This window comes from Sphingomonas paucimobilis NBRC 13935 (genome assembly GCF_000739895.2).
Taxonomy (GTDB): domain Bacteria; phylum Pseudomonadota; class Alphaproteobacteria; order Sphingomonadales; family Sphingomonadaceae; genus Sphingomonas; species Sphingomonas paucimobilis.
This window is the reverse complement of the sequence record NZ_BBJS01000017.1, coordinates 93590-120411: the sequence shown is the minus strand read 5'-3', so window position 1 is coordinate 120411 and position 26822 is coordinate 93590. Positions and strand designations below refer to the sequence as shown.

General features: G+C 66.3%; 25 protein-coding genes. 14 read left to right on the top strand and 11 right to left on the bottom strand.

Features of this window, described 5'->3' with window-relative positions; genetic code table 11:
* Positions 1–210: 210 nt before the first annotated feature.
* The 3 genes from SP6_RS07325 to SP6_RS07315 are packed head-to-tail and all read left to right on the top strand — an operon-like array spanning position 211 to position 3766.
* Complete coding sequence (locus tag SP6_RS07325; protein ID WP_007403760.1) at positions 211–1404, top strand: MFS transporter; 1194 nt, start codon at positions 211–213, stop codon at positions 1402–1404.
* Positions 1401–2519 carry a metallophosphoesterase family protein gene (locus tag SP6_RS07320; RefSeq protein WP_007403787.1) on the top strand — a complete coding sequence of 373 codons (1119 nt, stop codon included), beginning with the start codon at positions 1401–1403 and terminating at the stop codon, positions 2517–2519. The genes SP6_RS07325 and SP6_RS07320 overlap by 4 nt, the downstream gene beginning before the upstream one ends.
* Entirely contained in the window at positions 2516–3766 is a 1251-nt protein-coding gene (locus SP6_RS07315) for an arsenic transporter (RefSeq protein WP_007403868.1), read from the top strand. The genes SP6_RS07320 and SP6_RS07315 overlap by 4 nt, the downstream gene beginning before the upstream one ends.
* A gap of 96 nt (positions 3767–3862) precedes the next feature.
* Here the strand turns inward: SP6_RS07315 and SP6_RS07310 are convergent, their stop codons facing one another.
* Together SP6_RS07310 and SP6_RS07305 are read right to left on the bottom strand one after the other, a co-directional pair.
* Entirely contained in the window at positions 3863–5086 is a 1224-nt protein-coding gene (locus SP6_RS07310; protein ID WP_007403886.1) for a threonine synthase, read from the bottom strand.
* 58 nt (positions 5087–5144) lie between these two features.
* The gene (locus SP6_RS07305) at positions 5145–5783 is read right to left on the bottom strand and encodes a DUF2238 domain-containing protein (RefSeq protein ID WP_037567871.1); all 639 of its coding nucleotides are present in this window, start codon (positions 5781–5783) and stop codon (positions 5145–5147) included.
* Positions 5784–5883: 100 nt separating this feature from the next.
* Here SP6_RS07305 and SP6_RS07300 point away from each other — a divergent pair, with 100 nt between their 5' ends.
* The 4 genes from SP6_RS07300 to SP6_RS07285 all read left to right on the top strand — a co-directional run bounded on the left by SP6_RS07300 (position 5884) and on the right by SP6_RS07285 (position 9188).
* The gene (locus SP6_RS07300) at positions 5884–6627 is read left to right on the top strand and encodes a dienelactone hydrolase family protein (RefSeq protein WP_007403860.1); all 744 of its coding nucleotides are present in this window, start codon (positions 5884–5886) and stop codon (positions 6625–6627) included.
* Positions 6628–6733: 106 nt separating this feature from the next.
* The gene (locus SP6_RS07295) at positions 6734–7315 is read left to right on the top strand and encodes a TadE/TadG family type IV pilus assembly protein (RefSeq protein ID WP_007403722.1); all 582 of its coding nucleotides are present in this window, start codon (positions 6734–6736) and stop codon (positions 7313–7315) included.
* 53 nt (positions 7316–7368) lie between these two features.
* Complete coding sequence (locus tag SP6_RS07290; protein ID WP_082052445.1) at positions 7369–7860, top strand: TadE/TadG family type IV pilus assembly protein; 492 nt, start codon at positions 7369–7371, stop codon at positions 7858–7860.
* Between the two features lie 62 nt (positions 7861–7922).
* Complete coding sequence (locus SP6_RS07285; protein ID WP_232093291.1) at positions 7923–9188, top strand: pilus assembly protein TadG-related protein; 1266 nt, start codon at positions 7923–7925, stop codon at positions 9186–9188.
* Positions 9189–9209: 21 nt separating this feature from the next.
* Here the strand turns inward: SP6_RS07285 and SP6_RS07280 are convergent, their stop codons facing one another.
* On the bottom strand, positions 9210–10997 hold the full coding sequence (locus SP6_RS07280; RefSeq protein WP_007403846.1) for an ABC-F family ATP-binding cassette domain-containing protein: 1788 nt from the start codon (positions 10995–10997) through the stop codon (positions 9210–9212).
* 119 nt (positions 10998–11116) lie between these two features.
* Here SP6_RS07280 and SP6_RS07275 point away from each other — a divergent pair, with 119 nt between their 5' ends.
* From SP6_RS07275 to SP6_RS07265, 3 genes are all read left to right on the top strand, one after another.
* A complete protein-coding gene (locus SP6_RS07275) occupies positions 11117–11416 on the top strand; it encodes a hypothetical protein (protein ID WP_232252414.1) in 300 nt (99 codons plus the stop codon).
* A gap of 46 nt (positions 11417–11462) precedes the next feature.
* On the top strand, positions 11463–12143 hold the full coding sequence (locus SP6_RS07270) for a response regulator transcription factor (RefSeq protein WP_007403704.1): 681 nt from the start codon (positions 11463–11465) through the stop codon (positions 12141–12143).
* Between the two features lie 70 nt (positions 12144–12213).
* The gene (locus SP6_RS07265; RefSeq protein ID WP_007403883.1) at positions 12214–13521 is read left to right on the top strand and encodes a sensor histidine kinase; all 1308 of its coding nucleotides are present in this window, start codon (positions 12214–12216) and stop codon (positions 13519–13521) included.
* A 72-nt stretch (positions 13522–13593) separates the two neighbouring features.
* On the opposite strand, the gene SP6_RS07260 is transcribed toward SP6_RS07265, so the two are convergent.
* Both SP6_RS07260 and SP6_RS07255 read right to left on the bottom strand, forming a co-directional pair.
* The gene (locus tag SP6_RS07260; protein WP_007403878.1) at positions 13594–14595 is read right to left on the bottom strand and encodes an LLM class flavin-dependent oxidoreductase; all 1002 of its coding nucleotides are present in this window, start codon (positions 14593–14595) and stop codon (positions 13594–13596) included.
* A 49-nt stretch (positions 14596–14644) separates the two neighbouring features.
* Entirely contained in the window at positions 14645–16873 is a 2229-nt protein-coding gene (locus SP6_RS07255) for a S8 family peptidase (RefSeq protein WP_050794123.1), read from the bottom strand.
* Between the two features lie 109 nt (positions 16874–16982).
* On the opposite strand from SP6_RS07255, the gene SP6_RS07250 reads away from it, so the two are divergent.
* Entirely contained in the window at positions 16983–17648 is a 666-nt protein-coding gene (locus SP6_RS07250) for a pyrimidine 5'-nucleotidase (protein WP_007403869.1), read from the top strand.
* 2 nt (positions 17649–17650) lie between these two features.
* Positions 17651–18478, top strand: a complete 828-nt coding sequence (gene dapD, locus SP6_RS07245) for a 2,3,4,5-tetrahydropyridine-2,6-dicarboxylate N-succinyltransferase (protein WP_007403724.1) — start codon at positions 17651–17653, stop codon at positions 18476–18478.
* Between the two features lie 73 nt (positions 18479–18551).
* On the opposite strand, the gene SP6_RS07240 is transcribed toward dapD, so the two are convergent.
* On the bottom strand, positions 18552–20093 hold the full coding sequence (locus tag SP6_RS07240) for a glycine betaine ABC transporter substrate-binding protein (RefSeq protein WP_007403712.1): 1542 nt from the start codon (positions 20091–20093) through the stop codon (positions 18552–18554).
* Positions 20090–20833, bottom strand: a complete 744-nt coding sequence (locus SP6_RS07235) for an ATP-binding cassette domain-containing protein (RefSeq protein ID WP_007403741.1) — start codon at positions 20831–20833, stop codon at positions 20090–20092. Before SP6_RS07235 ends, SP6_RS07240 begins: the two co-directional genes overlap by 4 nt.
* A 153-nt stretch (positions 20834–20986) precedes the next feature.
* Between SP6_RS07235 and glpX the strand changes: the two genes are divergently transcribed.
* On the top strand, positions 20987–21949 hold the full coding sequence (gene glpX / locus SP6_RS07230; protein ID WP_007403916.1) for a class II fructose-bisphosphatase: 963 nt from the start codon (positions 20987–20989) through the stop codon (positions 21947–21949).
* Positions 21950–22106: 157 nt separating this feature from the next.
* Positions 22107–22841 (top strand): CPBP family intramembrane glutamic endopeptidase, encoded by a 735-nt coding sequence (locus tag SP6_RS20030; protein WP_007403682.1) that lies wholly within the window; start codon positions 22107–22109, stop codon positions 22839–22841.
* A 118-nt stretch (positions 22842–22959) separates the two neighbouring features.
* Here the strand turns inward: SP6_RS20030 and SP6_RS07220 are convergent, their stop codons facing one another.
* Genes SP6_RS07220 through SP6_RS07205 form a run of 4 tightly spaced genes read right to left on the bottom strand, consistent with a single transcriptional unit; the run spans position 22960 to position 26737 of the window.
* A complete protein-coding gene (locus SP6_RS07220; protein ID WP_007403801.1) occupies positions 22960–23721 on the bottom strand; it encodes an ABC transporter permease in 762 nt (253 codons plus the stop codon).
* Positions 23718–24650, bottom strand: a complete 933-nt coding sequence (locus SP6_RS07215) for an ABC transporter ATP-binding protein (RefSeq protein WP_007403941.1) — start codon at positions 24648–24650, stop codon at positions 23718–23720. The genes SP6_RS07220 and SP6_RS07215 overlap by 4 nt, the downstream gene beginning before the upstream one ends.
* Before the next feature lie 33 nt (positions 24651–24683).
* Positions 24684–25391: a DsbA family protein gene (locus SP6_RS07210; protein ID WP_007403799.1), complete on the bottom strand. Its 708-nt coding sequence runs from the start codon at positions 25389–25391 to the stop codon at positions 24684–24686.
* The gene (locus tag SP6_RS07205) at positions 25388–26737 is read right to left on the bottom strand and encodes a M48 family metalloprotease (protein ID WP_037567742.1); all 1350 of its coding nucleotides are present in this window, start codon (positions 26735–26737) and stop codon (positions 25388–25390) included. The genes SP6_RS07210 and SP6_RS07205 overlap by 4 nt, the downstream gene beginning before the upstream one ends.
* Positions 26738–26822 lie beyond the last annotated feature (85 nt).

Here is a 26822-nt window from a genome sequence, read left to right as displayed (position 1 = left end):
TCAATCGAATGCAGCGCTTGCGGTAGAAGGGCGCGCGAAAACCGGGTCGGCGCCCGTTTAACCTGGGATATTTCAAACTGTTGCTGGGTTGGGCCGCGCATCATCTGGAGACGGTGCATGGCGACCACAGCAGTTTCGACAGCCCCGGGAAAGGGGCAGGACGCTGATCGCCGTCGGGCGACACGGTGGCTTCAGGCCCTTAATTTCTGCATGGCCGATATGCAGGCGGGGATCGGGCCGTTCCTGGGCGTCTTCCTGCAACAGCGCGGGTGGCAGACCGGGCCGATCGGCTCGGTCATGACGCTGGGCGGTGTGGCGGGAATGGTGATGACGGTGCCTGCCGGCGCGTTCATCGACCATACCGACAAGAAGCGCTGGGTGGTGGTCATCACCGGCATCTGTACGGTGCTCGCTTCCTTCCTGATCCTCTGGTCGCAGGCCGGGATCGTCGTCGGCATCAGCCAGGTGGCGACCGCCATTGCGGGCGCGGCGATCGGACCGGCGGTGACCGGCATGACGCTGGGCGTCGTCCGGCAAAAGGGGTTCAACGCGCAGAACGGGCGCAACCAGGCGTGGAACCATGCCGGCAACATGGTGGGCGCCGGCCTGTCGGGCTATCTCGGCTGGAAGTTCGGCATGCCGGCGATCTTCTTTCTGGCGGCGGCGTTCGGCGTGCTGGCGATCATCTCGGTCCTGTCGATCCCGGAACGCGCCATCGATCACCAGGCCGCGCGCGGGCTGGAGGACAAGGACGGTGCCGAGGATCAAGGCGGCGGTCAGGCGGAGGGCTTCCGCGCACTCCTGTCCAACAAGCCGATGCTGATCCTGGCGGCGGCGCTGGCCTGTTTCCATCTGGGCAATGGCGCGATGCTGCCGCTTTACGGTCTGGCGGTGGTCGGCGCGGGCAAGGGCGATGCGGCGATGTTCACCGCCACCACCGTCGTCGTCGCGCAGGCGGTGATGATCATCGCCAGCCTGGTCGCGATGAAGGTCGCCGCCGGGCGCGGTTACTGGCTGGTCCTGCTGATCTCCTTCGCGGCGCTGCCCCTGCGCGGGTTCCTGGCGGGTACTTTCATCGAACATTGGGGCGTGTGGCCGGTCCAGGCACTCGACGGCATCGGTGCGGGTTTGCAGAGCGTCGCGGTGCCGGGGCTGGTCGCCTGTCTGTTGAACGGCACCGGCCGGGTGAATGTCGGGCAGGGCGCGGTGATGACGATCCAGGGCGTCGGCGCTTCGCTGTCGCCCGCGATCGGCGGATGGCTGGCGCAGGAACTGGGCTACCAGGTCGCCTTCTATACGCTGGGCGGCTTTGCGGTGGCAAGCCTGGCGCTGTGGATCGGCTTTGCGGGCACGCTGCGCCCTGCCTGTGCCGGCGGGACCGAGCCCAAGGAGGCCCAGGCATGAGCGGCCTTTGCTGGGTCCATATCGGCGACCTGCATCTGGACGAGGATGACGGCTGGCAGAGCCTCGACCGGCTATGTGAGATCGTCGCGCAGGTGAATGCCAGGATCGGCGCGGCGGCGGACTTCGTCTTCTTCCCCGGCGACAACGCCAATCACGGCACCCCCGACCAATATGCGCGGATGTTGGATGCACTGGCGCCGCTGAGCCGCCCTTGGCGGATCATTCCGGGCGACCATGATTTCGAGCCCGGCGATCTGAGCGCTTATGAGGCTGCGATTCCAGAGGCGCATCGGCCCGAAAGCGAGGTCATTGCCGGCCATCGCTGTCTGTTCTTCGACATCGTGTCGGCGGGGGCGGGCGGGCCGGATTTCCGGCTGACCATGCATCACCGCAATTGGCTGGCGGAGGAATTGGCGCGCGCCAGGGCGGAGGGCGAGGTGCCCCTGGTCTTCATGCACGCCTATCCCAGCGACTTGGCGGCCGATGGCGATCGGATCGCGCGCCAGTTCATCGAGGGCGAGGTCGCCTTCGTCGACACCGGCCACACCCATTATAACGAACTGCTCAACGATGGCCGGGTCATTTACGGCGCGACCCGCTCGACCGGGCAGATCGAGGAGGATGGCGGCGCGCCCGGCTTTGCGATTGTGTGCATGCAGGACCGTGTGCCGAGCTGGCGCTTCCGCCGGCTGGACGCAGCCTGGCCGCATGTCCAGATCGTTGGTCCCTGCGACCGGCGACTTGTCACCCGGCCCACGGACCCGCATCAGGTGCCCCGGCCGGGCGAGGTGAAGGTCACTGCGCGGCTGTTCGGTGCGGCCGAGGACGCGGTCCCGACCGCTCAGGCCGATGACGGCGCGCCCGTGATGATGACGCGCCTGGGCGATGGATCGTGGCAGGCAGCGATCGCGCTCGATGCCGGCCTGCATGTGATCGAGGTGCGTTGCGGCGAGGGGCGGGACCGAATCGACTGTCTGGTACGCGATACCGACCCGATCCCCAAGCGTCGCCTGCCCGTCGCGCCGGGCGAGGATTGCCACGCGATCGGCGCCTGGCCTATCGCCGGGATCGACGGTGCCCAGCTCGGGCCCAACAAGAATGGGTGCGGATGGTGACGCTGGCCTATGGAGCCACTTGGGCGATTGCGGGATTGTCCACCGCCGGCGTGATCGCGCGGCCGATGCGCTGGCCCGAGTGGATCTGGGCGGTGACGGGCGCAGTGCTGCTGATCCTGCTCGGCCTGATGCCGATGGCCGAGGCGGGGCAGGCGGTTGCCAAGGGGCTGGACGTCTATCTCTTCCTGATCGGCATGATGTTGCTGAGCGAAACGGCGCGCGAGCACGGCGCGTTCGACTGGATCGCGGCGACCGCCGTCAACATGGCCGGTCGCTCGCGGGCGAAACTGTTCGCGCTGGTCTATGCGACGGGGGTGGTCGTCACGACCTTCATGTCCAACGACGCGACCGCCGTCGTGCTGACCCCGGCGGTGTTCGTCGCGGCCAAGAAGGCCAAGGCTGATCCGCTGCCCTTGCTGTTCGCCTGCGCGTTGATCGCCAATGCGGCCAGCTTCGTGCTGCCCATCTCCAACCCCGCCAATCTGGTCCTTTATGGCGGGCATATGCCGCCGCTGGGGGCGTGGATGGCGGCGTTCGCGCTCCCATCGCTGGCGTCGATCCTGGTGACCTTCGCGGTGCTGCGCTTTACCCAGCGAGCGCGGATCGCGGGGAGTTGCGAATGCGATGTCGAGCGTGCGCCGCTGTCGAACGGTGGCAGGCTGGCCATCGCCGGTATCGTGCTGACCGCGGTCCTGCTGCTGATCGTGTCGGCCCTGGACGTGGAGCTGGGCCTGCCGACCGCGCTGGCGGGGATCGCCACGGCGGTCATCGTGTCGCTGCTCGCCGGACGGTCGCCATGGACGCTGGCCCGGCATGTCTCCTGGGGCGTGCTGCCGCTGGTCGCCGGGTTGTTCGTGCTGGTCGAGGCGCTGGACCGGACCGGCGTGATCGCCTGGATAGCGGGCGGGCTTCGCGACATGCTCGTCGATCCGACGCGGGCGGCGGCGGTGTCGGGCACGACGCTCGCCTTTGTCAGCAACCTCATGAACAACCTGCCCGCCGGGCTGATCGCCAGCAGCGCGATCGCGCAGGCGCAGCCGCCGCAGATCGTCACCGACGCGCTGCTCATCGGCGTCGATCTGGGGCCCAACCTGTCGGTGACGGGATCGCTGGCGACGATATTGTGGCTTCAGGCCATCCGGCGCGAGGGCGAGGATGTCAGTTTCCTCGCCTTTCTGAAGGTCGGCGCGGTGGCGATGCCCTTGGCGCTGGTGGCGGCGTTGGGGATGCGGTTGTTGATCGGGTGAGGGCGGAACGTGCGCTTTGACTTCGCTCAGCGTGAACGGAGCGGGGGAATGGATCCCAATCTCCGTTCAGCCTGAGCGAAGTCGAAGGCCAAGGGACTATAAGGCCCCCAGATCGATCGGCCCATCCTTGTCGAGCCACTGATCCGCCGCCGGCATCGGGTATTTCAACCCGGTCGCGCAGTTGAACAGCACCACCCGCTCATCCTGGTCGACCAGATTGTCGCGCACCGCCTGTTTGTACGCCGCCAGGGTCGCGCCGCCCTCCGGGCAGAGCAGCAAGCCGTCGCGCTTGGCGCACTCCTCCACCGCCTTCAGGATCGCGGGATCCCCCACCGCCAGCGCAGCCCCGCCGGATTCCCGCACCGCGCGCAGAATCAGGAAGTCGCCCACCGCCTTGGGCACGCGAATGCCCGCCGCCACCGTCGCGGCGTCCTCCCAGCGCTCGGCATGCTCCTCGCCTGCCTCGAACGCGCGGACGATCGGCGCGCAGCCACTCGCCTGCACCGCATACATGCGCGGGCGTTTCGAGCCGATCCAGCCCAGCCGCTCCATCTCGTCGAACGCCTTCCACATGCCGATCAGGCCGGTGCCACCGCCGGTCGGGTAGAAGATCGCATCGGGCAATTCCCAGTCGAACTGGGCGGCCAATTCTAGCCCCATCGTCTTCTTGCCCTCGATCCGGTACGGCTCCTTCAGCGTCGAGAAGTCGAACCAGCGTCCCTCCGCCGCGCCGCGTCCGACGATCGCGCCGCACTCGTCGATCTGGCCGTTGACCCGCCAGACGCGTGCGCCCTGCTGGGCGATCTCGCGTACGTTGATCTCGGGCGTCTCCTCGGGGCACAGCACCACCGTCTCGATCCCGCAGCGCGCGGCATAGGCGGCGAGCGCGGCACCGGCATTGCCGTTGGTCGGCATGGCGATCCGCGTCACCCCCAGTTCGCGCGCCATGGTGACCGCCATGACCAGCCCGCGCGCCTTGAACGAACCCGTGGGCAGCCGACCCTCATCCTTGACCAGCACCGACGCCCCGCCGGACCGGGGAATCGGGATCAGCGGCGTCTCGATCTCGCCCAGCGACACAATGCTTGTCGTATGCCGCACGGGCAGCAGTTCGCGCCAGCGCCACAGGTCCGTCTCGCGCGCCGCGATGTCCCCGCGCGACACCGCCTGGCCCAGCGCTTCCAGATCATAGCGGACCAGCAGCGGCCGGCCGGCGCGCGACAGGCCGTGGAGCTGATCCGCTTCATAGCGTTCGCCGGTCAGCGAGCATTCGAGATGGGTGACGAAGGTCGGGCGGTCTTCGATGAGATTGCGGTTCATGCGGCCAGCCTATCGGCGGCCATGGCGCGGCGCCATAGCCTTGCGGCGGCACGGCATTTTATCCCGTTCCCTCAAGCGGGCCGCCGATGCGTGCGATCTGCCGGTCATGGAGCCGCGACAAGGTCGCGACGGCAACAACGGCACCGATCAGGCAGGTCAGCATGCCCCATTGCGTGTCCCACGGATCGCCCTGCGTCCCCAGAAACTCGTCCGCGCCTTGGCCGAGCGCCATGGCGGCGACGAACTCGATCGGTTCATAGGCGGCGCTGATCGCCAGACAGCAGGCGAGCACCAGGGTGACCAGCACGCCGCGATGTAATCCGACCTGTCGGATCAGCCATTCGCGAAGGACGATGGCGGGCACGAAACCCTGCGCGAAATGGCCCAGCCGATCATAGGGATTGCGCGCCAGATGCAGCCAGTCCTGTACCTGGAAACCGACCGGCACGCGCGCATAGCTATAGGCACCGCCGAGCATCAGGATCAGGCCGTGCAGACCGATCAGCCCCAGCGCCAGATCGGTGAGGACGAAGCGCCGCCGTAGACTCCACAGGATGGGCAGTGCGATCAGCACCGGCGCCACCTCCATCCACCAGGTCACCCGGTCGAAGGGCTGCCAGCCCGAGGCGACCAGCGCCGCTCCCCAGATCAGCGTCAGCAGCCAGAGCCGCCGGTTCGCGCCTATTGCGTCCGTCATGATGCCGGCAGGATAACCGCTCACCCCGCGCCGGCAATCCGTTGTGCGCGCGGGCCGGGGATGTCAGGGGCTTTGGGATACCGAACAGAAAGCCATGGTCATGATCCTACGCAGCGACGAATATCAGGATGTCGAGGTGCCGGGCAGCGGCGCGATGCGGATGCATCTGTTCCGCCCCGCCATCGAGGGGCGCTTTCCCGGCGTGATGCTGTTCTCGGAAATCTATCAGGTGACCGCGCCCATCCGCCGATTGGCGGCGATGCTGGCGGGGCAGGGGTATGTCGTCGCGGTGCCCGAGGTCTATCACGAATATGAACCCGCCGGCACGGTGCTCGCCTATGACAAGCCCGGCACCGATCGCGGCAACGACCTGAAATTCACCAAGTCCGTGGCGGCCTATGACGCCGATGCCGGGGCGGGGCTGACGGCCTTGGCTGCGCATCCGGCGTGCAACGGGCGGCTGGGTACGTTCGGCGTGTGCCTGGGCGGGCATCTGGCCTATCGCGCCGCGCTCGACCCGCGCGTGTCGGCGGCGGCATGCTTCTACGCCACCGATATCCATTCGGGCACGCTGGGCGAGGGGCGCAGCGACGACAGCCTGGCGCGTATGGACGAGCTTAAGGCGGAAACGCTGTTCGTCTGGGGGCGGCAGGACCCGCATGTGCCCTATGCGGGGCGCGAGGCGATCCGCGCCAGGCTGGAAGCGGTAGAGGCCCGTTATGAATGGCATGAGGTGAACGGCCAGCACGCCTTTCTGCGCGACGAGGGGCCGCGCTATGACCCCGCGTTGTTTCTGCAGGCCATGGACTGGACGCTGGCGCTCTACCGGCACGCGCTGCGGTGATCGGGGCGGTCGCTGGGCATGCTGTCTGTGTCGGTTCGGCAGGCGTGTTTGCAGAAGTTTAACGGATTCTGACCAATATGGACAGGAATAAGGATCGCTCCCGTCCATGGTTCTCTTTTCCATCCCGATTCGCCGCGCCTGCGGCCGGCGACCGATCCTGAGCGATCGGCGCGGCGCGACGATCGTCGAGTTCGCCTTGGTCGCGACGCCTTTTCTCTTATTGCTCATCGCGATTATCCAGACGAGCCTGGCCTATCTTGCGCAGGAAGCGCTGGAAAGTGCGGTGCAGGTTGCGGCGCGTGGCGTCGTCACCGGACAGGCTCAGGCCAGCGATGTTAAGGGTAGCAGCACCGGCATGACCTCGGCGCAACTGGCCGAGCGGTTTCGCATAAACGGATGTGCTGCGCTGCCTTCGTTCATGTCGTGCTCGCGGCTTTATGTCGACGTAAAGAGCGCCGCAACCGGTGCCGGGCTGGGCAGCAATGCGATGCCATTGACGTTTGACGGCAATGGGAAGCCGAGCAACGCCTTTTCCTATGACCTCGGCACGCAAGGCTCAATGGTGATGATCCGCTTCATCTATTTGTGGCCGATGCGGGTCGCGCCGACCGCCGGCACGAAGGCGGGAAGCACCGGACAGACCGTCCTGATGGCGACGTCGGTCGCCAAATCGGAGGTCTATACGTGATTCCTTCCGTGCCGCGCTTCGTTGCGGCTCTGCGTGACAGGCGCGGGGTCGCGATGGTCGAATTTGCGCTGATCCTGCCGGTGATGCTGGTCCTGTATTTAGGCGGGGCTCAGCTTCAGGACGGTATCGCCTGCAACCGCAAGGTGACCATCGCTACGCGCGCGGCGGGGGATCTGATCACACAGAACACGAGTGGCAAAATCTCCGCAAAAGAGGTCGATGATAGCCTCAAGGTCGCCACGCAGGTGTTGTTACCTTATGCCGCGAGCGAGGCAACGGTCCGCGTTACGGAGGTCGCAACCTCCAACGGCCGGACAAGCGTGGTGTGGAGCCGGGGCTTGAATGTCGCGGCGTATAAGCGCGGCACCGCGATCGTGATTCCGCCCGAGATGCGGATGGACGGCATCTATTTCCTGTTCGCCGAGGTCACCTATTCCTACACCCCGCCGATTTCTTTCGGCGCGATCGGGCCACTGAACCTGAAGGACTCACTCTACATGATTCCGCGCAACACCGATCAAATCGACTGCCCGGACTGTCTGTGACGATGACGCCAGCCCTTATCCATTCGTGGTCGAACGTGCTGCGCCAGCGTCGTGGGAACGTCATGATGATGTTCGCTTTGGCCCTGCCGGTCTTGACATGTTCGATCGGCATGGGCGTCGACTACGCCCGAGCGGCGAAGGCGCAGAGCAAGCTGAATGCCATCGCCGATGCCGCCGCCCTTCTGGCCGTCAGCAAGAACGCAATGAGGGCGGACGATGCCACGGCCGCGTATTTCGCCCGGTCGTTCTTCTCCTTGCAATCGGCGGCTTTGGTAAAATCGGACGGCATAACGCTGTCGAATGTTACGGTACAGGCTCCGACAGACGGCAACGGCCGTCGTACCGCAGTAGTCAATTATCGCGCGACCTCAGAAAATGTTTTTGCCCGCATTCTGGGCATGTCGACGCTGACGATTTCTGGAAAATCGGAAACGGCCAACGCGATCGCACCCGATATTGATTTTTACATGCTGCTCGATGTCTCGGCTTCAATGGCACTGCCAACGACGTCGAGCGGGCTCAACAAGGTCGCGCAAAGCAATACTTCACGATGTGTATTCGCCTGTCATACCGGCGAGAAGAGATTCAGAGGCTATGATGCTCACGGGAAGCAGACCGATCTCTACGGCGTCGCCTTGTCCTATGGTCTGCCGCTGCGCATCGATGCGGAGGGAGATGCCGTTAATCAGTTGACGGCAACCGCCCGCAGCATGGCGAGCAAAAATGGATCGGACTATCGTATCGCGATCACAACCTTTCGGGGCGCGAGGGGGTTTTCCGTGCGCCAACCCCTGACCAATGACCTGACCGCCGCCGGTCATAAGGCCGCCAATCTGAAGCCGCCATATTATGCCAGCATTGGCTGCCCTACTTCGGCCTGCAAATCGAGCGAAGTCGGCTGGAATGACAGGGACACTGGATCCAGTGACGCCATGGATCAAATCAACGCGATGATCCCCCAACCAGGCTCAGGGGTAAACGGTCAGGATCCGCAAGCTGTGGTGTTCATGGTCACCGACGGGATGCGTAACGAAAAAAGTCCCAAAGGCGCCCGCCCCGAAGTCGCTTTTGATACCGCCAAATGCGATATGATTAAGCATCGCGGAATTCGTATTGCTGTTCTTTATACGGAATATTTGCGTGACGCCGTGAAAGGAACAACCAATCTCGAAAGATCCGTGGAGCCTTATCTTTATCAAGTTGAGCCCGCGCTGCAAAGTTGCGCTTCGCCAGGGCTATATACCAAGGTGACGACCGATGGCGATATTTCTGCCGCTCTGAACACCCTGTTTCAGAACGCCGTGGCAACCACCCGCATTACCAAATAAGGCGCTGGCGCGCCGGGGGGCTCAGCCCGCCAGCGCCTCGACCTGCTCGGCCAGTTCCAGCCAGCGCATCTCGGCCTCGTCCTTCTCCTCGCGGGCCTTTTCGATCGCCTTCATCAGCCGGTCGAACTGGGCCGGGTCCTTGGCATAGAGGTCGGGGTCGGCCAGCTTCGCCTCGTCGCGCGCAATGGCGGCTTCCAGCTCCTCGATCCGCTTGGGCAGCAGTTCGTAATCGCGCTGGTCCTTGTAGCTGAGCTTGGTCCTAGCCTGCGCCGGGGGAGGGGGCGTCGCCGCCGCGCTCTTGGTCGGTGCCTTTTTCGCCTCCGCCGGTGCCTTGCGCTTGGCGACCCAGTCGGCATAGCCGCCCGCCACCACATCCACTGTGCCCGACCCGTCGAGGCCCAGCGTCACCGTGACGGTGCGGTCGAGAAAGTCGCGGTCGTGGCTGACGATCAGGACGGTACCGTCATAATCGCCGATCACCTCCTGCAACAGGTCGAGCGTCTCCAGGTCGAGATCATTGGTCGGCTCGTCGAGGACCAGCAGGTTGGACTCGCGCGCGAACTCACGCGCGAGCAGCAGACGCGAACGCTCGCCGCCCGATAGCGTGCCGATCTTCGCCTCGGCCAGCGACGGGTCGAACAGGAACTCCTTGAGATAGCCATGGATATGCTTGCGCGTACCCCGCACGTCGATCCAGTCGCCGCCATCGGCCAGCACCTCGCGTACCCGCTTTTCGGGTGCCATCAATTTCCGCTGCTGGTCGATGATGACGCCGTCCAGCGTCTTGGCGAGGAAGACCGTGCCTTCGTCGGGCTCGATCTCGCCGGTGAGCAGCTTGAGCAGGGTTGTCTTGCCAGCGCCATTGGCCCCGACCAGGCCGATACGGTCGCCGCGCGTGACCTTTAGGCTCAGATCCTTGATGATCGTGCGGTCGCCATAGCGCTTGGTGACATGCTCGGCCTTGATGACCTCCTTGGTCTTCACATCGTCCGAGGCGATGCCGAGCTTGGCGGCACCCTGTGGCCCGATCATCGCGGCGCGGGTGGCGCGCATCTGGTGCAGCTTTTCCAGCCGCCCCTGGTTGCGCTTGCGCCGCGCGGTGACGCCGCGGTGGAGCCAATGCTCCTCGATCTTGAGCTTGGCGTCGAGCTTCTCGGCGGCGCGCTGTTCCTCGGCATAGACTTGTTCGGTCCAGGCGTCGAAGCCGCCGAAACCCACCTCGTTGCGCCGCATCTGCCCGCGATCGAGCCACAGCGTCGACTTGGTGAGGCGGGTCAGGAAGGTCCGGTCATGGCTGATCACCACGAAGGCGCCGGTGAAGCGCTTCAGCCAGTCCTCCAGCCATTCGATCGCGGCGAGGTCGAGATGGTTGGTCGGCTCGTCGAGCAGCAGCACGTCGGGGTTCATCGCCAGCGCGCGGACGATCGCGGCCCGGCGCTTCTCGCCGCCGCTCGCGGTCGATGCCTCGCGGGTCAGGTCGATGCCGAGTTGCCCGGCGATCGCCTCGGCCTCGTAGCTTTCCGGCGCGCCTCCTCCTGACAGGACATAGTCCATCAGCGTGGCGCAGCCGCTCAGGTCAGGGTCTTGCTCGAGATAAACGACATGGGTGCCGGGCACGATCATACGCCGCCCTTCGTCCGAATCGATGATCCCCGCGATCAGCTTCAGGAGCGTCGATTTGCCCGCCCCATTACGCCCGATCAGCGCCAGCCGGTCGCGCGGACCGATATGGATGTCGAGATGCCGGAAGAGCCAGCCCGAGCCTTGCACAAGGCCCAGGTCTTCATAGGAAAGAACGGGTGCTGCCATGATGGCATTGCAGTTAGGGGCGCGCGGGGAACCCGGCAAGCGCCTCGCGCGCTGTCGCGCGGCTGCATGATCCATTCAGAGGCTGTTCAACGGTTGTCCCCTATGTCACCCTCATGTCGATGACCGTCCTTTTGGCTCTGCTCGCCGCACCGATGGGCTCGCCGCCGATGATCGAAGCGCCGCTCGATCAACGCCGTGGCGACCAGATGCGCGCGTTCCAGGCACGCAAGGAAGGCAATCTGTCGCTGCGCGAGATCGAGGCGCGGGTGGTGCCGACCATGCGCGATTCGCAATATATCGGCTTCGACTATGATGCGGCCGAGGCCATTTACACGCTGAAGTTCCTGCGCAATGGCACGGTCATCTGGGTGGAGGTGGACGGCCGCACCGGCAAGGTCATCGGCCGGACCGACGGGTGATGCCCGGCCTGTCCGGCAGCCTCATGGAATCACAGGGAGTTTTGCGATGCGCGTTCTGATCGTCGAGGACGAGCCCAATCTCGGCCAGCAGTTGAAGGCCACATTGGAAGGCGCGGGCTATGCCATCGACCTCGCCACCGATGGCGAGGAGGGGCATTTTCTGGGCTCCACCGAAAGCTATGACGCGATCGTCCTCGACCTGGGCCTGCCCGAGATTGACGGGCTCACCGTGCTCGACCGCTGGCGCAAGGAGGGCAAGACCACGCCGGTCCTCGTCCTGACCGCGCGCGATAGCTGGTCGGACAAGGTCGCCGGACTGGACGCGGGCGCCGATGATTATGTCGCCAAGCCGTTCCAGACCGAGGAACTGATCGCCCGCCTCCGCGCGCTGATCCGGCGTGCCAGCGGCAATGCCTCGTCCGAACTGACGGCAGGCGATGTTCGCCTCGACACCCGCTCGGGCAAGGTCACGCGTGCCGGCGAGCCGGTGAAGCTGACTGCGCAGGAATATAAGCTGCTTAGCTATCTGCTCCATCACAAGGGCAAGGTGGTCAGCCGCACCGAGCTGATCGAGCATATCTACGACCAGGATTTCGACCGCGATTCCAACACTATCGAAGTGTTCGTGACGCGCATCCGCAAGAAGCTGGGCCAGGATGTGATCACCACCATCCGGGGTCTGGGCTACAGCCTGGACGATCCGTCGGCGGGCGGCGCGGCGGCCTGATCCGGGCATTTGCGTGAAGGACGATCACACCTCGCGCCTGACGCGGCGTACGGGATCGCTGTCGCGCCGCATGATCCTGATCGCCGCGGGGTGGATCATGGTCCTGCTGGCCGGCGGCGGTTTCGCCCTCGACCGGGTGCTGGTGTCCGCGATCACGCAGAATTTCGACGATCGTTTGGCCTATGTCCTGCGTTCGCTGCTCGTCTCGGCGGAGATCCAGCAGGGCGAAGTATGGTTCAGCCGCGAGCCGGCCGATCAAGCGTTTCTTGAACCTGGGTCGGGCGTCTATTGGCAGGTCTCTGCTCCGGGGCGCGAAGCCTTTCCCTCGCGCTCGTTATGGGATCGCCAGCTTGCCTATGGCACGCGTCACAATGACGATGCCATCCACACCTATAACAGCAGCCAGTTCCCGGATGAAAAGCTGCGCATCGTCGAACGCGATGTGAAGCTGCCCGGTTCGGATGTGCGCTGGCGTTTCCAGGTCGCGCAAAGCCGGCAAGGGCTGGATGCTCAGATTGCTGCGTTAAGGCGGACGCTGGTGCGCAGTTTCGCACTGCTCGGCATCGGCCTGTTGTTGATGGCGGCGTTCCAGACCTTTTATGGGCTACGTCCCTTGCGCCGCGTGCGCGAGGAAATCGCGGCGATGCGCGCGGGCAAGGCCAATCGGGTGTCGGATGCCATGCCCAACGAGGTCGCGCCGATGGTCGAGGAACTGAACGCGCTGATCGAACATAATGAGCGCCAGGCCGAGGAGGCGCGGCGTCATGCGGGCAATCTGGCGCATGCGCTCAAGACCCCGCTGACCGTCATCATGAACGCCGCGACCGCACGCGCCGACGATCTGGCCGATACCGTCATTCGCGAGGCGCGGACGATGCGGCGGCAGGTCGATCACCATCTGGCGCGCGCGCGTGCGGTCGGCCGGCGGGGATCGGCTCACAGCCGCGCCGAAGTCTGGCCCAGCCTGGAATCGGTCGAGCGCGCGGTGGGGCGGCTCTATCGCCATGTCCGTATCGATGTGGACGGACCGAAGGATCTCGTCGTCCATGTCGAGCGCCAGGACCTGGACGAAATGCTCGGCAATCTGGTCGAGAACGCGGCCAAATATGGCGGCGGCAGCGTCTTCGTGACAGTGGCGGCGCAGGCCGGCTTCGTCGAAATCCTAGTCGAGGATGACGGCACCGGTATTCCCGAGAACGAACGTGTGCGCATCTTCGATCGCGGCGTGCGGCTGGATACGGGGAAGCCGGGCACGGGCCTGGGCCTCGCCATCGTCCGCGACGTGGCGGAGATTTATGGCGGTACCGTTTCGCTCGAGGAGAGCGAGGATCTGGGCGGGCTGCTCGTGCGGCTCAGGCTGCCGGCGGCGGTGGGCTGAGCCACCTATAGCGAAACATCCTCGCCCTTCCCGCCCACGCTAGCGGGTGGGAAGGGCGAGGGTGGTGAGCCGTCAGGCCGCTACTTTTTCCAGTGCGCTCATCGCCTGCGCGGCGATTCCGATCGAACGCTTGCGCGCTTCATGGTCGAAGATCGAACTGACGATCATCACCTCATCGACCTTGGTCCGTTCCACAAAAGCGGCCAGTTGCCGCTCGACGGTCGCGGGGTTCCCGATCGCCGAGCAGGACAGGACATGGTCGAGGATCGCCGCACCCTGTGGCCCCAGGCTTTGGCGGTAACCCGGGACGGGCGGGGGCAGCTTGCCGGGGCGACCGGTGCGCAGCGCGACGAAGGCCTGTTGCTGTGAACTCGCCAGCAACTCCGCCTCTTCGTCGGTATCGGCGGCGAAGACGTTGAATCCCGCCATCGCATAGGGCTTGTCGAGCACGGCCGACGGTCGGAAATCGCGGCGATAGATGGCCAGCGCATCATCGAGCGCATCGGGTGCGAAATGCGAGGCGAAGGCATAAGGAAGGCCCAGCGCGGCGGCGAGTTGCGCGCCGTACAGGCTCGACCCCAAAATCCACATTTGCGGCCGTGCACCCGCGCCGGGCGTCGCGACGATTCCCGTCTGGCCGTCATCGGCAAAATAGCTCTGCAGCTCCATCACGTCGCGCGGGAAAGCGTTGGGATCGCTGTCGAGCGTGCGGCGCAGCGCGCGGGCGACCCGCTGGTCCGATCCCGGCGCGCGGCCTAGCCCCAGGTCGACGCGGCCCGGGAACAACGCATCGAGCGTCCCGAACTGCTCGGCGATGGTCAGCGGTGCATGATTGGGCAGCATGATGCCGCCGGCGCCGATCCGGATGGTCTTCGTCGCCGCACCCACATGCGCCAGCACGACTGCCGTCGCGGCCGAGGCAATGCCCTCCATGCCGTGATGCTCGGCCGTCCAGTAACGGTGATAGCCCTGCGCCTCGGCATGGGCGGCGAGGTCGGCGGCGTTGGCGAGCGCCTGGGCCACCGTGCCGCCCTCGATGACGGGGACGAGATCGAGCAGAGAATAGCGTTTCATGCCAGTAAGATGGGGAGACATTGGCGCCGTCGCCAGCCAAGACCGCGTATCAGAAGGACAAGCCGTACTTCACCGCCATGCCGCGTTCGGCCGGCCGCATCGCGACATTGCCCGGATCGCGGCGCCAGAAGAGATGGGTCGACACTTCGCCCGAACCCATCATGACTGCGTGCCGCGCCTCGAACAGCAACTCCCGCCCGGTCGGGGACAGCGACAGGCGGTGCGCGTCCCAGCCATCGACGCGGCCGCCGGCATAGTCCCAGTGCATCGGCAGGCGCAGGTCGAGCCCGCCGGCCATCACGCGCAACGGCTGGGCGACGCGCAAATCGATCCGGTCGCCGCCGAATAGCCCGGCCTTGCCCGCCTCGACCGACCAGCTCTGGCTGGCGAGCGACCCGCCGCCCATTGCGCCATCGGCCAGCGACCAGCCGCGCCGCCACCGCCCGCCCAGCGACCAGCCGCCATCGTCCTGCCAGCGTGCGGCAGCCTCGGCGAACCAACTCGTCGCGCGCGGCTGGCCCAGCGCCGAGCCGAACCAGCCGCCCAGCACCGTCGACCGCTCGGCCAGGCGCGAGGCGGTCAGGCTGGTCGCGATCCTGCCGACGCGGCGGTCCACCGTGACCGCCATCTGGTCATAGGCGGGAGCTTCCATGCCGGGTGCGACGGCGGCGGGGAAGCGTCCGCTCTCCATCGCCACGCTGACCCCGACGCCGCCCAGCCACTGGCGTAGCGCGGCCGAGGCCTGGGGGGCGCGGTCGAACCCGAAACCGGGATCGCTGGTCAGAAAGGCAGGGCCGGCCTGTCCCGTCCAGCCGGCGACCAGCGCCTCGCCGCTGCTGGCAAAGCCGAAGCCGACCATCGTGCGCGGGCTGACCGCCTGGGTCATCGTGCCCGCGACGATCCGGCGAGTCTGGGGCGCCGGATCGCTGGGTACGATCGCGCGCAGCCGCGCCTCGCCGGGCTGCACGATCGCGCTGGTCAGTCCGATCGTCCGGGTGCCGTCGGACAGAGTCTTGCCATCGATCTGGCCGAGCAATGTGGTGGCGAGGATAGGGCGGGGGCCGGTCTGGGCGACGGTGGCGGACAGGTCGAGGGCATAGGCGCGCGCATAGCTGTCCAGCGCGACCAGGCGCAGGTCCCTGGCCGTCGCATCGCCCATGGCGGCGGACAGCCTTATATTGGTCGTCATCGACACGGGCGCGCCGGCCCCCGCCACGCTCATGCCGCCGACCGGCTGGAAGGCCGCGGTCAGGTCTAGCGTTCCCCGGCCATAGACGGCATCGGTCCCCGCCGCCCCGGTATCGCGTGCGGTGCGTAGCAACAGGTCGACGACCTGCGCACCCGACAGATTGGGAAAGGCTTGGATCAACAGCGCCGCCGCGCCGGTGATCTGCGGCGCGGCCAAGGAGGTGCCCGACCACAGCTTGCGCACGCCGGTGGCATCGGGGGCCTCGACCTGTTCGCCCAGCGCGGCCAGGAAATGGGCGGCGGACTGGCCGGCCCGGTTGCTGAAGGCCGAGATGGCGCCGCTCTGCGCCACCGATCCCGCGATGATGACCTGCCCGCGCGCGACGTTCGGATCGTTGGCGATCTGAGCGAGGAGGCTGGGGTCCGACTCGCTGTCATTGCCCGCCGCGATGACGATGATCATGCCCGCGGCGGTCGCGCGGCCGATCGCGGTCTTCATGGCGGCGGGGAGCGTCTCGTTGGACGATAGCGAGATATTGAGGACCCGCGCCTGGGCGGTGCGCGCCGCATCCACCCCCTTGGTCACGAGGTCGAGCGGATAGGCACAACCGCCCTCCGCCCCGCAACTATTGGGCCGGTCGGCGCGCAGCACGACCAGCGTCGCGTCGAAGGCGACGCCCTGGGCCCGCGTCCCGTCGCGGCCGCCCGCCGCGGTGAAGGCGACGGCGGTGCCATGGCCGCTTTCGTCCATCAGCCCGCGCGTGCCCGCGATATCGCTGGAACTGGCGGAGATGCGCCCGGCGAAAAGCGGGTTCTGGGTATCGATGCCCGAATCCAGGATGCCGAGCGCGACATTCTTGCCCGTCGCCCCCTTTTGATAGGCGGCCAGCGCATTCATCGCCACGGCGCCCGCCGTCGCACGGTAGCCGGGAGTGTCGTAATTGGGGGCGGGGGTCGGCGTCGGTGTCGGGTTCTGGGTGGCGGCGGCAGGGGGCGTGGGGGTGGACTGCACCCCTGCGCCACTGCCCCCGCACGCGGCGAGCATCGCCCCGGTGCCCAGCACCGTGCCGATCCGCGCAACGGCCCGCATCGCGGCTATTCCCACCTGTTTCCCCCTCTGCCCCACATCATCCTGTTTGCCCGGTCTTAGGTCGCCAGCGGGTTGCGGCAAAGCGGTCTCGCGCCTACACGCTGGCCCCATGCTGCCCGCTCTGTTCCATATCGACGCATGGATTTTCGATCTGGACAATACCCTATATCCGGCGAGCGCCAATCTGTTCGCGCATATCGACCGGCGGATGACCGAATTTGTCGGCAATCTGCTGGGCGTCGATCGGGAAGAGGCGTTCCGGATACAGAAGGACTATTTCCACGCGCATGGCACGACGCTGGCGGGCCTGATGGCCAAGCATGACGTCGATCCCGCCGCCTTCCTGGCTTATGTCCACGATATCGAGATGGACGTGCTGGAGGAGGATGCGCCGCTCGCCGCCGCGATCGCCAAGCTGCCGGGGCGCAAGCTGGTCTTCACCAATGGCGACAAGCCCTATGCGCTCAAGGTCCTCGATCGGCTGGGGCTGGGCGGGCATTTCGAGGCGGTGCACGACATCCACGCGATGGGGCTGGTACCCAAGCCGCAGCCCTCGGCCTATGCCGGGCTGTGTCAGGCGTTCGACATCGATCCGAAACGCGCGATCTTCTTCGAGGATATGGCGCGCAACCTGGTCCCGGCCAAGGCGATCGGGATGACCACCGTTTGGGTGGACAACGGGTCCGAACAGGTGCCCGGCGACGCCGCCCGCGACCATATCGATTACACCGTCCACGCGCTGACGCCGTGGCTGACCAGCATATTGGAGGAATGACCATGAGCCAGGACCTGGCCGCCACCATCGATGCCGCCTGGGAAAACCGGGCCGAGCTGGGCTTTGCGACGCAGGGAGAGGCGCGGATCGCCGTCGATCGCGCGCTGGCGCTGCTCGACCGGGGTGAGGCACGCGTGGCCGAGCCCGACGGGCAGGGCGGCTGGACCGTCAACCAGTGGCTGAAAAAGGCGGTGCTGCTGTCGTTCCGCCTGAACGACAATGTCCTGATCGACAATGGTCCGGGTGCGGGCCACTGGTTCGACAAGGTGCCGTCGAAGTTCAGCGGCTGGTCGGAAGCGGACTTCCGCGCCGCCGGTTTCCGTGCGGTGCCCGGATCGGTCGTGCGGCGCGGCGCGCATGTGGCCAAGGGCGCGATCCTGATGCCCAGCTTCGTCAATATCGGCGCCTATGTCGGTGAGGGCACGATGGTCGACACCTGGGCGACGGTGGGTAGCTGCGCCCAGATCGGGAAGAATGTCCACCTGTCGGGCGGTGCCGGCATCGGCGGCGTGCTCGAGCCGCTGCAGGCGGGACCGGTCATCATCGAGGACGGCGCGTTCATCGGCGCGCGCGCCGAGGTGGCCGAGGGCGTTCGCGTCGGCGAGGGCGCGGTGCTGTCGATGGGCGTCTATCTGGGCGCCTCGACCAAGATCATCGACCGCGAAACGGGCGAGGTCTTCCGGGGCCATGTGCCGCCTTACTCGGTGGTGGTGCCGGGCACGACGCCTTCGGTGGACGGCAAGCCGGGGCTCTACTGCGCAGTGATCGTCAAGCGCGTCGATGCGCAGACCCGGTCGAAGACCAGCATCAACGACCTGCTGCGGGATTGATGCCTGCCATGCCGATCCGGTTCGCCGGATCGGCATTTCGGTTCGCGCCTTCGTGGCTTTGCGTGAATCCGACCTACAAACCTACCCGCTTCGCCAGCCACCGCGCCGCCGCCTCGGGGCTTTCCTTGGCCGCATCGTCGCGATCCACCCGGTAGTTGGCCTCTCGCATCGCCTCCACCGGGATCCGGTTCAGCATCGGGCGCAGCGCCTCGACGAAGCGGGCATCGCCCGCGCGGTCCTTCGCCACCAGTAATACCGCGTCATAACCCGGTATCGCCCGTTTCGGATCGCTCAGCACCGTCAGCCGATCCGCCGCGATCCGCCCATCCGAGGAAAAGGCGGAGATCACATCCGCCCGCCCGCTATCCAGCGCCCGGTACATGAAGGTCGGGCTGTACGGCGTCATGCTGGCGAACCGCAGATCATAGGCATCGCGCACCGCCGCCCATTCGGGCCGGTCGAGAAATTCCAGGTCGCTGCCCAGCGTCAGGCGCGGCGCCACGCGAGACAGATCGGCGAGCGAGCGCACCCCAAGCCGCTCGGCCAGCGGGGTCTTCATCGCAAAGGCATAGGCATTCTCGAACCCCAGTGGGCCGAGCATCGTCACGTCACGCGTCGCCGTCCAGTCCTTGAGCGCTCCCAGCATCGCCGCGCGGGGTGGGGAATCATGCCGGTGCATCGCCGTGGTCCATAGCGTGCCGGCATAATCGACATAGACGTCGACCTGTCCTGCCGCCGTCGCCTCGAACGCCACCGCCGAGCCCAGGCCGTCGCGATAGCTGACCCGGTAGCCCGCGCGGGTCAGCCGGTCGCCGATAAGGCGCGCGAGGATATATTGCTCGGAGAAGTTCTTGGCCCCGATCACCACCTCGCGCCGCTGATCGCCACCATGCGGCCAGAGCGGCTCGGCCGCCAGCGCCCCGCCGAGCGCCAGCGCCACCAGGCCGCCGATCCACAGGCCCCGCCGCCGCATGGCGAGCCCGCGCTCGATCAGCCCGATCAGCGCATCGACCGTCAGCGCCAGTGCGGCGGCGGCGACGCAGCCGGCCAGCACCAGCGTCCAGGCCTGGGTCTGGAGTCCGGCGAAGATCAGGTCGCCGAGCGAGGGTTGCCCCACCGTCGTTGCCAGCGTCGCCGCGCCGATCGTCCAGACCGCCGCCGTACGGATCCCCGCCGCCAGCACCGGCGCGACCAGGGGCGCCTCGACCAGCCGCAGTTTCTGCGCGCGCGTCATCCCCACCGCATCGGCCGCCTGCAGCACCGCCGGATCGAGCCCGGTCAGCCCCGTCACCCCGTTCCGCAAAATCGGCAACAGCGCATAGAGCGTCAACGCGAGCAGCGAGGGCAGGAAGCCCAGCGCCGGTATCCCGCCGCCGACCAACCCCGACAGGGTCAGCAACAGCGGATAGAAGAGTGCGAGCAGCGCCAGCGCCGGAATGGTCTGCACCAGACTCGCCAGCCCCAGCGCGATCCGCGCCAGCCCGGGTCGCCGCGCACAGGCAAAGGCCAGCGGCACCGCGATCGCGAGGCCAAGCAGCAGCGCCGCCATGCTGACCAGCACATGCTGCGCGAGCAGCGGCGGCACCCGGGCGAGGGCGTCGAGAAAGGCGCTCACCGGGCCAGGCCTGCGAGCCGTTCGGCCTGATGCCGGGGCACGGCCATCAGGCTCTGCGCGATGGGCCCGCCTTCGCCCGCCACCAGTTGCACGGGCGTCGCATCGGCGACGATCCGCCCCTGATCCATCACCAACACGCGCGACGCGGTCAACAGCGCCTCGGCCATGTCATGCGTGACCAGCAGAGTCGTCAGCCCCAGCCGCTCATGCAGTTCGACCAGCCGCCCCGCCACCGCATCGCGGGTGACGGGGTCGAGCGCACCCAGCGCTTCGTCGAGCAACAGGATCGGCGGTGCGGTGGCCAGCGCGCGGGCGATGGCGACACGCTGGCGCTGCCCGCCCGACAGCGCCTCTGGCATACGCGCCGCGACGTCGCGTGGCAGCTCGACCAGATCGAGCATCTCGCCCACCCGCTCGCCGACCAGCTGGCCGGTCAGGGTCAGGCCGATCGCGATATTGGCCGCGACCGTCATATGGGGAAACAGGCCATGCTGTTGAAACACATAGCCGATCCTGCGACGCAGGTGATGCGGGGCCTCGTCGGTCACATCCCGCCCATCGATCGCGACCGACCCGGAATCGGGGTTCTCCAGGCGGTTGATCATGCGCAGCAGCGTCGACTTGCCCGAGCCCGAGGCCCCCACCAGCGCAACGAAGGCACCGCGCATGATGTCGAGCGAGACATGGTCGACGGCGGTAACCGTGTCGTAACGGCGGCACACGCGATCGAGCGCGATCATGGGGGCGGAGGGATTCACGGCTCCCCTAACGCGGGATAGGCGCATTCCGCCTCATCCCGTCATGTTTCGGGGCTATGCCTTGGCCCCGCCACGCGATAAGGCGTGTAAAACATGTTCAACAAGGCGGCTGGTTCGGGCCGTCAGGAGAGTAAGATGACCCAGACCGCCAGCCAGGTTCTCGACCGCGTCCTCGTCCTCGAAATGGTCCGCGTGACCGAGGCGGCGGCGATCGCGGCCTCCACCTTGGTCGGGCGCGGCGACGAGAAGGCGGCGGACGCGGCGGCGGTCGAGGCGATGCGCGCGGCGCTCAACGAGCTCGACATGGACGGCACCGTCGTCATCGGCGAGGGCGAGCGCGACGAGGCACCGATGCTGTTCATCGGCGAGAAGGTCGGCACCGGCCATGGCCCGGAGATCGACATCGCGCTCGATCCGCTGGAGGGCACGACCATCTGCGCCAAGGCGGGGCCGAACAGCTTGGCGGTGCTGGCGATCGCGGAGAAGGGGCACCTGCTTAACGCACCCGATGTCTATATGGACAAGATCGCGGTCGGCCCCGGCTATCCGGCGGGTGTCATCGACTTGGATCGCAGCCCCAGCGACAATATCCGTGCCATCGCCGAGGCCAAGGGCGTGAAGCCCGGCGACATCACCGTCTGCGTGCTCGACCGGCCACGGCATGAAGGGCTGATCGCCGAACTGCGCTCGCTGGGCTGTGGCGTGGTGCTGATCGGCGATGGCGATGTGGCAGGAGTGATCGCGACGACCGATCCGGAGACGACGATCGACTGCTATATGGGGTCAGGCGGCGCGCCCGAGGGCGTGCTCGCCTGCGCCGCGCTGCGTTGTGTCGGTGGGCAGTTCAAGGGGCGGCTGCTGTTCCGCAACGACGCCGAGCGCTCGCGGGCGCATAAGTGGGGCGTGACCGATCTCGACAAGCAATATGACCTGACCGAACTGGCGCAGGGTGACTGCATCTTCGCCGCGACCGGGGTGACTGACGGCTCGCTGCTGGCGGGTGTGAAGCGCCATGCCAAGGTGATGACGACCGAGAGCGTCGTGATGCGCGCGTCGTCGGGCACCGTCCGCTGGGTGAAGGGGCAGCATCGGCTTTGATGTGGGGCTAAGGTGACATTCCCCCCGTTCAGTCTGAGCGACGTCGAAGGCCAAGGGATCACACCTCGTCAAGCCGCGATGGACGGGCGTGCGCTTCGACTTCGCTCAGCGCGAACGGGGGATAGGGAGGATTGGCCGTGATGAAGGGATCATCCAGATGTCTTCCGTTCTAGCCGCCATCCTGCTCCTCGCCGCGCTGGCAGGGATGTGGTGGTTCCAGAAGGGCGATCTGGGCGAATATCGGCGGTTCAAGGCGCTGAACGACGGCCATTCGCGGCGGATGCGGTTTCGGTTGTGGCTGGCGCGGTCGGCGCTGGCGTTTCTGCTGCCGGTGCTGGTCGGGCTGGCGCTGCTCGGACGGATCAATGCGCTGGCGATGATGCCGGGCGAGTTCGGGGGCGTGGCGAGCGTCCTGCCGCCGATCTTCGACAGCGGCGAGGCGCTGCAGGGGATGCTGGTCGGTGGTGCGATCGGCGGGCTGTTCGCGGGGGCGGTGCTGGCAAGGGTGCGGGGGCGCAAGCCGCTGGGGGATGTCTCCGCGCTGCTGCCGCGTGAACGGCGCGAGCTGAAATATGGCGCGGCCCTGAGCGTGATGGCCGGGGTGACGGAAGAGGCGTTCTTCCGCCTCTACCTGCCGCTCCTCGTCGCGTTGGTGACGGGGCAGGCGTGGATCGGTTTTGCCGTGTCGCTCCTGCTGTTCGGAGCGATGCACCGCTATCAGGGCTGGGCGGGGATTCTTGCCACCACCGCCTTGGGGGCGGTGATGACGGGGCTGTACCTGATGACCGGCAGCTTGTGGGTGGTGATGCTGGTCCATGCGCTGGTGGACCTCAACGGCTTGGTGGTGACGCCGTTGATGGGTGGGATGCCCCGTAGAAATCCTCCCCTATAAGGGGCGGGGGACCATGCATAGCATGGTGGAGGGGGCGTGCCGCGAGCGACACCCTATGAGGAAGCCCCCCTCCGTCAGGGCTCGCGCCCTGCCACCTTCCCGTGCCGGGGAGGATTTTTTAGTTCTTCAGTCGCCAGCCGGTGCGGAAGATCCAGCCGATCCACGCCAGGCACACCAGGAGGAACAGCCCCGTCACCCCCAGGCTGACCCCCGGCGTCACGTCCGACGTGCCGAAGAAGGTCCAGCGGAACCCGTTGATCAGATACACGACCGGGTTGAACAACGTCACCGTCCGCCACGGCTCGGGCAGGATCGTCACCGAATAGAAGGCACCCCCCAGAAAGGTCAGCGGGGTGACGATCAGGAGGGGGATGACCTGCAACTGCTCGAACCCGCGCGCCCAGATGCCGATGGCGAAGCCGAACAGCGAGAAGGTCACCGACACCAGCAGCAGGTAGAAGAGCATGGCGATCGGATGCAGGATGCTGAGGTCGACGAACATATAGGCGGTGGCGAGGATGACGAGCCCGATCACCATCGACTTGCTGGCCGCCGCCCCGACATAGCCCAGCACCGTTTCGATCGGCGATAGCGGCGCGGACAATATCTCATACATGGTGCCGGTGAATTTGGGCATGTAGATGCCGAGACTCGCGTTCATGATGCTTTCCGAGAAGATCGACAGCAGCATCAGGCCCGGTACGATGAACGCGCCGTACGGCACACCAGAGACCTGGTTCATCGCCGAGCCGATCGCGGTGCCGAACACCACGAAATAGAGCGTCGTGGTGATCACCGGAACCATCAGGCTGGTCCACACCGTGCGCCGGAAGCGCGCCATTTCGAAGCGATAGATCGACCAGATGCCATGCAGGTTCATGCGCGTGTCCCTTCGACCAGATCGACGAAAATATCCTCCAGCGAGGATTTATAGGTTTCCAGATCGTTGAACCCGATCCCCAGATCGCCCAGCGTGCGCAACAGCGAAGGGATGCCGGTCCGCTCGGCCCGTGCATCGAAGATATAGCGCAGCCGCTTGCCCTCATCCTCCAGCGCCAGATGCCATTCCGCCAGCTCCGACGGAATCGTCGCCATCGGTTCGGCGAGCGTCAGCAGCATTTCGCGCTTGCCGAGCTTCTTCATCATCTCGGCCTTTTCCTCGACCAGGAGCAATTGCCCCTTGGCGATCACGCCCACCCGATCGGCCATCTCCTCGGCCTCCTCGATATAGTGCGTGGTCAGGATGATGGTGACACCGCGCTCACGCAGCCGGTGGACCAGCTTCCACATGTCGCGGCGCAGCTCGACATCGACGCCCGCCGTGGGTTCGTCGAGGAAGAGCAGGTCGGGCTCGTGGCTCAGCGCCTTGGCGATCAGCACGCGGCGCTTCATGCCGCCCGACAGCTCCATCAGCTTGGCATGGCGCTTGTCCCACAGCGACAGGTCGCGCAGCACCTGTTCGATATAGGCCGGGTTGGGTGCGCGGCCGAACAGGCCGCGACTGAAATTCACCGTGTCGATGACGCGTTCGAACATGTCGACCGACAATTCCTGCGGCACCAGCCCGATCTTGCGGCGTGCGCCCTTGTAATCGCGCAGCGCGTCATGGCCGTCGACGCGGATCGCGCCGGCCGAGGGCGTGACGATGCCGCAGACGATCGAAATCAGCGTCGTTTTCCCTGCGCCATTGGGGCCGAGCAGCGCGAAGATCTCGCCACGCCGGATGCTCAGGTCGACAGGCTGAAGCGCGGTGACACCGCCCTTATAGGTCTTGGTCACGCCCTCGACGGACAGGATCGGGTCGGTCATGCGGCAGTTCCCCGTGATAAGACTGCCGCTTTATCAACCGTTTCGCGCGTCGGCGATGGCCTTTTGCAATTGTTCGACAGGCAATGCACCCGACAGGATGCGGTTGCCGACGATCCAGCTCGGCGTGCCGGTCAGCCCGAGCCGCCCGGCCGCCTCCAGATTGCGCGCGATCTCGGCATCGGCCTGGGGCTGGAAGGCCGCCATCTTGCTCGTATCGACGCCCGCAGCCTTCGCCGCCGCCGCGATCGTCGCGTCGCTGACCGGGCCGCCAGCGTACAGCGCGTCGTGGAAGGCCTGGAATTTGCCTTGGGACGCAGCCAGCAGACTCATCCGCGCCGCCGCCTTGCTCGACGGCGCGAGGATCGGCAGCTCGCGATAGACGATGCGGAGTTTCGGATCAGCCTGGACCAGTTGCTTGAGCAGCGGCAGGCTGGCCCGGCAATAGCCGCAATTATAGTCGTAGAATTCGACCAGCGTGACGTCACCCTGCGGATTGCCGCTATAGGCGCTGCCGAACGGCTTGGTCAGGTCGCCACCGATGGCGGCCACCGCCTTGCCCTGCTCGCGGTCCTGAAGCCGCTGCATCGCCTCCGGGATCACCTCGGGATGGTCGAGCAGATAGGCGCGCACCGCTTCGCCCTGAATGCCATGCGGCGCGGCGAGCTGCTGTATGCCGATCGCAGCGCCGCCGCCGACCAGGCCGCCGATCACCGCGACCGCGGCCAATGCCTTCACACTCATTTGCGGCGCTTCTTCTTGGTTCCGGCTTCGGCGTCGGCAGAGGTCATCGCGATATCCTGCGCCCGAATCCATTCGGACGTGTTGGGGGGAAGATTGGCGAGCGCATAGCGCGCGCTTTGAATGGCGGTGCGGTTGTCACCCATCATGCTCGCCCGCTCGGCAGTGGCGAGCGCGGCGCGCGGGGTGTCGCCCAGTTGCTCATAGGCGGTGCCAAGCTGGACCCAGGCAAAGGGATTATCCTCGTCGCGCTGCACCGCGACTTTCAGGACCTTCACCGCCTCGGCCAGATGGCTCTTGTCCTCGGTCGCGATCAGCGCATGGCCGAAGGTCGTCGCGATCAGCGCATTCTGGCCCGAGGCCATGGTCGCTTCGCGCAAGGGTGCCAGCGCCTCTTGCGGCTTGCCCGATTCGAGCAGGATCTGACCCTGGATCTCCAGGAAATAGGGATCGTGCGGGTCTTTGGCGATCAGCGCATTGGCCTCCGCATCGGCTTTCTCAGGGTAGCCCGCCTTGTGATAGGCATAGGCGCGGGCATAATGCGCATAGACCGACTGGTCGCTCGCCGGATATTTGTTCAGCGTCGTCTCCGGCGAGCCGACATAGCCGAGCAGCTTGGCCTTCACGCGCAGGAAGCGTTCTTGCAATTTGGGATCGACCGGCTTGTTCCAGGCGGGCGAGGCCTGAAGATCGGCGGTCAGCGCCTGGATACGATCGCTCGACAGCGGGTGGGTCTGCGCGAACGGATCGATATTGGTATAGCCGTAGCGATATTCCTGGTTCTGTAACTTCTTGAAGAAGCTCAGCATCCCCTTGCCGGTGATGCCGGCTGTGTTGAGATATTTCGCGCCGGCCGCGTCGGCGGTGGATTCCTGGGTCCGGCTGAACGACAGGACCTTGCCCATCGCCGCCTGCTGGCCCGCCGCCATGATCCCAGCCCCCGCCGCGCCGCCGCCCGCCGCCATCGCGGCCAGCCCCAGCACCATCGAGAGCAGATACATGCCCATGGCGGGCTTCATCGCGGCATCACCCAGCACGACATGGCCATCGGCGATATGGCCCAACTCGTGCGCGACGACGCCCTGCACCTCGTTCACATTGTCCGCCGCCTGCAGCAGCCCCGAATGGACATAGACGATCTGCCCGCCCGCCACGAAGGCGTTGATCGAATCGTCGTTGATCAGGACGATCTTGACGGTTCGGGGGGAGAGCCCCGCGGCCTTGATGATCGGCGCGGCCATGTCGGCAAACATGGTTTCGGTTTCGGCATCGCGCAGGATCGACTGTGCAGCCGCCGGCTGCGCCCAGAGGAGCGCCGTGACGGCGAAGGCGGCGATCAGACGCTTCATGATTCCTCTATCGTCGGGTCGGGGGCCATACACAACCGGCTTTGCACAGGGCCACGCGACGAATAGCCTCTGGCAACCGGTGGCT

Excerpts from the sequence above, each read along its gene's own strand:
- SP6_RS07325 (WP_007403760.1), top strand. The coding sequence starts at position 211 with ATGGCCGATATGCAGGCGGGGATCGGGCCGTTCCTGGGCGTCTTCCTG.
- SP6_RS07320 (WP_007403787.1), top strand. The coding sequence starts at position 1,401 with ATGAGCGGCCTTTGCTGGGTCCATATCGGCGACCTGCATCTGGACGAG.
- SP6_RS07310 (WP_007403886.1), bottom strand. The coding sequence starts at position 5,086 with ATGAACCGCAATCTCATCGAAGACCGCCCGACCTTCGTCACCCATCTC.
- SP6_RS07305 (WP_037567871.1), bottom strand. The coding sequence starts at position 5,783 with ATGACGGACGCAATAGGCGCGAACCGGCGGCTCTGGCTGCTGACGCTG.
- SP6_RS07300 (WP_007403860.1), top strand. The coding sequence starts at position 5,884 with ATGATCCTACGCAGCGACGAATATCAGGATGTCGAGGTGCCGGGCAGC.
- SP6_RS07295 (WP_007403722.1), top strand. The coding sequence starts at position 6,734 with ATGGTTCTCTTTTCCATCCCGATTCGCCGCGCCTGCGGCCGGCGACCG.
- SP6_RS07290 (WP_082052445.1), top strand. The coding sequence starts at position 7,369 with ATGGTCGAATTTGCGCTGATCCTGCCGGTGATGCTGGTCCTGTATTTA.
- SP6_RS07285 (WP_232093291.1), top strand. The coding sequence starts at position 7,923 with ATGATGATGTTCGCTTTGGCCCTGCCGGTCTTGACATGTTCGATCGGC.
- SP6_RS07280 (WP_007403846.1), bottom strand. The coding sequence starts at position 10,997 with ATGGCAGCACCCGTTCTTTCCTATGAAGACCTGGGCCTTGTGCAAGGC.
- SP6_RS07275 (WP_232252414.1), top strand. The coding sequence starts at position 11,117 with ATGACCGTCCTTTTGGCTCTGCTCGCCGCACCGATGGGCTCGCCGCCG.
- SP6_RS07270 (WP_007403704.1), top strand. The coding sequence starts at position 11,463 with ATGCGCGTTCTGATCGTCGAGGACGAGCCCAATCTCGGCCAGCAGTTG.
- SP6_RS07265 (WP_007403883.1), top strand. The coding sequence starts at position 12,214 with ATGATCCTGATCGCCGCGGGGTGGATCATGGTCCTGCTGGCCGGCGGC.
- SP6_RS07260 (WP_007403878.1), bottom strand. The coding sequence starts at position 14,595 with ATGAAACGCTATTCTCTGCTCGATCTCGTCCCCGTCATCGAGGGCGGC.
- SP6_RS07255 (WP_050794123.1), bottom strand. The coding sequence starts at position 16,873 with ATGCGGGCCGTTGCGCGGATCGGCACGGTGCTGGGCACCGGGGCGATG.
- SP6_RS07250 (WP_007403869.1), top strand. The coding sequence starts at position 16,983 with ATGCTGCCCGCTCTGTTCCATATCGACGCATGGATTTTCGATCTGGAC.
- dapD (WP_007403724.1), top strand. The coding sequence starts at position 17,651 with ATGAGCCAGGACCTGGCCGCCACCATCGATGCCGCCTGGGAAAACCGG.
- SP6_RS07235 (WP_007403741.1), bottom strand. The coding sequence starts at position 20,833 with ATGATCGCGCTCGATCGCGTGTGCCGCCGTTACGACACGGTTACCGCC.
- glpX (WP_007403916.1), top strand. The coding sequence starts at position 20,987 with ATGACCCAGACCGCCAGCCAGGTTCTCGACCGCGTCCTCGTCCTCGAA.
- SP6_RS20030 (WP_007403682.1), top strand. The coding sequence starts at position 22,107 with ATGTCTTCCGTTCTAGCCGCCATCCTGCTCCTCGCCGCGCTGGCAGGG.
- SP6_RS07220 (WP_007403801.1), bottom strand. The coding sequence starts at position 23,721 with ATGAACCTGCATGGCATCTGGTCGATCTATCGCTTCGAAATGGCGCGC.
- SP6_RS07215 (WP_007403941.1), bottom strand. The coding sequence starts at position 24,650 with ATGACCGACCCGATCCTGTCCGTCGAGGGCGTGACCAAGACCTATAAG.
- SP6_RS07210 (WP_007403799.1), bottom strand. The coding sequence starts at position 25,391 with ATGAGTGTGAAGGCATTGGCCGCGGTCGCGGTGATCGGCGGCCTGGTC.
- SP6_RS07205 (WP_037567742.1), bottom strand. The coding sequence starts at position 26,737 with ATGAAGCGTCTGATCGCCGCCTTCGCCGTCACGGCGCTCCTCTGGGCG.